General features: G+C 59.6%; 4 protein-coding genes. 2 read left to right on the plus strand and 2 right to left on the minus strand.

Annotated elements, in window-relative coordinates; translation table 11 throughout:
* Positions 1 to 241: 241 nt before the first annotated feature.
* Positions 242 to 850 (plus strand): superoxide dismutase, encoded by a 609-nt coding sequence (locus P792_RS27520; protein WP_023978540.1) that lies wholly within the window; start codon positions 242 to 244, stop codon positions 848 to 850.
* A 129-nt stretch (positions 851 to 979) separates the two neighbouring features.
* Here the strand turns inward: P792_RS27520 and yajC are convergent, their stop codons facing one another.
* Complete coding sequence (gene yajC, locus P792_RS27525) at positions 980 to 1,294, minus strand: preprotein translocase subunit YajC (protein ID WP_023978541.1); 315 nt, start codon at positions 1,292 to 1,294, stop codon at positions 980 to 982.
* Between the two features lie 122 nt (positions 1,295 to 1,416).
* Here yajC and P792_RS0118900 point away from each other — a divergent pair, with 122 nt between their 5' ends.
* Positions 1,417 to 2,259 (plus strand): ATP-binding protein, encoded by an 843-nt coding sequence (locus P792_RS0118900; protein ID WP_031240667.1) that lies wholly within the window; start codon positions 1,417 to 1,419, stop codon positions 2,257 to 2,259.
* Positions 2,260 to 2,362: 103 nt separating this feature from the next.
* Here the strand turns inward: P792_RS0118900 and P792_RS27530 are convergent.
* On the minus strand, positions 2,363 to 4,258 hold a 1,896-nt coding region (locus P792_RS27530), incomplete at its 5' end, for a TonB-dependent siderophore receptor (protein ID WP_023978542.1).

Here is a 4,258-nt window from a genome sequence, read left to right on the forward strand (position 1 = left end):
GCCCTGCCATCGCTGTGGCAGATCAAGCACTGGCCCTTTCGGGCAAGCGCCATGCCAATGACGATTACTCTGCCCTGCTTGGCGCCATCGAAAAGAGCGTCGTCAAGCACGACAGCTGATAGATCAGCGCGACACGAACCGGTGCCGCAACGGGTTGACGAAACCGGTTGCGCACCATAGCTGCCTTCTGTGGCCAGACAGCCCGTCTGGCCCTCACCATGACAGTCCAGGAGACGCGACCATGGCTTTCGAACTGCCGTCCCTTCCCTACTCGTCCGGTGCGCTCGCCGCTTCTGGCATGTGCCAGGAAACGCTTGAGCTGCATCATGGCAAGCATCATCAGGCTTATGTCACGGCGCTGAACGGCTTTGTCGAAGCCAAGCCGGAGCTTCAGGGCAAGAGCCTTGAGGAAATCATCCTCGCCGTGAAGGGTGATGCCGCACAGGCTCCCGTATTCAACAACGCTGGCCAGCACTGGAACCATATCCTGTTTTGGAAGAATCTTGCGCCGAATGGCGGTCAGGTGCCGTCCAAGCTGGCCGCAAAGATCGAGTCCGATCTCGGTGGTCTCGACGCGTTCAAGGCCGCCTTCAAGCAGGCTGCCATCTCGCAGTTCGGCTCGGGCTGGGCGTGGCTGGTTCTTGGCAATGATGGCAAGCTCGCCGTGACCAAGACAGCCAATGGCTCGAACCCGCTGGCCGAAGGCCAGGGTCGCGCCCTGCTGGGTCTGGATGTGTGGGAACACGCCTATTACCTGGACTTCCGCAACCGTCGTCCTGATTACATCACCAACTATCTCGACAAGCTTGCCAATTACGAGTTTGCCGAAGCAGAGCTGCTCTCTGCCTGATATCGTTCCGGGCTGCCCTGAGGATTGTCCCTGGGGACTATCTGCGAGGCAGCACACGACGATATCCCATGAAAAAGGCCGGCTCCCTTGCGGGGCCGGCCTTTTTCGATCTGTACGGAGCGCTGCGCCTTACTTGGCGGGCTTGCCACCGTCATTCGCTGGCTTGGCCGTGCTAGTCAGAACCTGCGAGACATTTTCGCGCATCAGCTGGATCTTCACGCCGGGAGCGATCTCGATCTCGATTTCCTTGGTCCCCTCACGGGCAAGCTGAACCACGCCGATGATGCCGCCACTGGTCACAATACGGTCACCGCGACGCAGCGCATTAAGCTGTGCCTTGAGTTCCTTCTGGCGTGCCTGCTGGGGACGGATGAGCACGAAATAGAACACGACGAACACGAGGATCATCGGGAGGAATGAGATAATCCCGCTGTTGGCGAGCATGCGTTTCTTCCATATGTCGATAGTCAGGGACCGGACACGTCATGGGACGGACCGGATTGCAGCCGGACCATAATTGACCGCGCCTGCACGTCAAGCACGGCTTTGGAACAAGGGAGAAACCTATGGACCCCGTTCTGCTCGAAAAACTCGAGCGTATTGCATCGGCTCTAGAACGCCTGTCACCCGCACCGGCCAGCGCCACCACGCTCGAGACAGGCGACGCCTTCATGTGGCAGGGGGCGTCCGCAAGCCTGCGGCCTGTGGCGCAGGTCCACGGGGTCGATCTCTCGCTGCTACGCGGGATTGATCGCCAGACCCGGATGGTTCTGGAAAACACGCGCCATTTCGCACAGGGTCGCACAGGCAATAATGTCATGCTCTGGGGGGCGCGGGGTATGGGGAAATCCTCGCTGGTCAAGGCATGCTTTGCCGAGGCCAATCGCGAGCGGCCCCATGCCCTTGTCCTGATCGAGATCCAGCGCGACGATCTCTCCACCCTCCCCCGACTGCTCGATATCCTGCGCGCCCAGCCCCGGCGCTGTATCCTGTTTTGCGATGACCTCTCCTTCGAGACACAGGATGCCGATTACAAATCGCTGAAATCGGTTCTGGATGGCGGCATCATGGGCCGCCCCGAGAACGTACTGTTCTATGCCACGTCCAACCGTCGCCATCTCATGCCGCGCGACATGATGGAAAACGAGAGCGGCAGCGCCATCAACCCGCAGGAAGCCGTCGAGGAAAAGGTCTCCCTGTCAGACCGCTTCGGCCTGTGGATTGGGGTGCATGGCTGCAACCAGGAAACCTATCTCGCAATTGTTGACGGCTACGCAGCCCACCGCAGACTCGCCATTTCGACCGAGGCGCTGCATCGGCACGCTCTGGAATGGGCCATGGAACGTGGGGGCCGCTCCGGCCGCGTCGCCGCCCAGTTCATCGACCATCTCGGCGCAACGCTGGGATGAAAAAAGCCGGGCTGGTTATGCACCGGCCCGGCTCGGTAGGCTTACCCGGAGGGAAGCGTTTGCAGGGACCCTCTGGCTGGCCCCTGCGTGAAGGACAGAACAATCAGAACGTTGCGTTCAGACGGCCGTAGTAATAGGCGCCATAGATCGGGATACCGGAGGAGTCGGTGTCGTAGACCTTGGGACCCAGATAATTGTTGATCGGGTTCACGTGGCGCGGGCGCTGATTGAAGATATTGTTCGCACCGATGGCGAGATGCCAGTGCTCGGTGAAGCGATAACCGACTTCAAGATCTGTCAGCCAAGCCGGGGTGTTCTTGAATTCTGCCCATTCCGTGTTGGAGTACTTGATCGCCGCTGGTGCCAGATCCTCATAGGTCAGCAGCGACTTGGTCTCGCCATAGCGGGTCTGGCGCAGGTTCACGTCCCACTGATGATACGTCCAGTAGGCGTTCAGGATCAGCTTGCTGCGCGGTGAGCCCGTGGTGAGATAACCCACTGTCTGCGCATTGGCTGCAGGATCGCCGAAAGCGTTGGTGTTGATATGGCTGATGCGTGTGCGGTTGAGGTTGAGCATCGCGCTCAGGTTAAGCGTGCCGTAGCGGTGCAGACGCAACAGATAATCGGTTTGCAGATCGAGACCCTGCGTGCGCGTGCTGGCCACGTTGGCAAAGTAATTGGCCGTCACATTGCTCAGATCCGCAATCCCGCTCGGAATGTTCACGCCTGTCAGCGAGATTGCGTCGAGCGCTGTCTGGCCATTGACCGTGGCCGAGCCGATAATGCGGTCACGGATATTGATCTGGTAGACGTCGACGGACATGTGCCAGTCCTTGAGCGGCTCGGCGATAATGCCACCCTCCGCACTGGTCGACCGCTCCGGCTTGAGACGCTGCGCACCGATTGACTTGCCTGCCGCTCCAACAGTCTGGAGCAGACCCGAAGCCCCAGTCGGCGAAACGTTAAGCGCCGAATAATACTGCTCGGGCATGGTCGGCGCACGAAAGCCGTTGCTGATCGTGCCGCGGATTGCGAGCTTGCTGGTGATGTCGTAGCGCGTCGTGACCTTGCCGTTCTCGGTATTCCCGACATCGGTGTAGTGCTCGAAGCGGCCGGCAAAATCGAGGTCCCAGTGCGGCAGCGGATGGAAGTCGCCATCCAGATAACCCGCCCAGATATTGCGCTGCCACTTGCCGGCGTTCTGCGGCGTCAGACCGGCAAAGCCCTGTGTGCCGCCAAGCTCATACGAAGCCGGCTCGCCCGCCTTGATCGTGTACATTTCCAGGCGATGCTCGGCTCCGAAGGCCAGCGTCATCGGCACGACATCCGCGATACGGAAGTTGCGACGGGCATCGAAATTGCTGGTCCACTGGGCAAGAGAATAGCTCTGGGCGCGCACCGTAGTGGGCGAGAACCCATAGGCCTTGTAGTAATTCGGGTTGAAGGTGTTCTTGTTCCCGATATCGTCGTCATCCTGGCCGTACAGCGTGCTCAGATCCCAGCTGAAGCCGAACAGATTATCGCCCTTGAGGCCCAGATTGGCCTGGAAGTCGTTCTCCTCGATCGTCTCCAGCGGTGAGAAGCCATAAGGATAGGCGCTCGGCGCCACGGTGGGCACACGATAGTTCTCGTAAGCCTCGGAATGGCGATGGGCATAGGTGATCAGACCATAGGTCTCGATACCCTCCGTGATACCCTTGCCCCATTCGATGGAGAGATTTTCGCGTGTTTCTTCCGGGTTGGAGAGGATGTTGTTGGAGTTGGCGGGCCAGCTCGAGCTGGTCGTCCAGCGATGGTCGTCGGTGCTCTTGAGCTTCGAGACCCAGTGATCGGTGTGATAGACCTGACCGCTCAGGTGGACGAAACCGTCATTGCCCCATTTGAGACCACCATCGGCACCAATCAGATACTGCCATCCGGTGCCGTTATAGGCATTGGCACCCGTCTGCGCGACGGTGTTGATGCCATGGTTGGTCTTCTTGGTGATGATGTTCACGAC

The organism is Asaia sp. SF2.1 (genome assembly GCF_000505765.1).
Taxonomy (GTDB): Bacteria; Pseudomonadota; Alphaproteobacteria; order Acetobacterales; family Acetobacteraceae; genus Asaia; species Asaia bogorensis.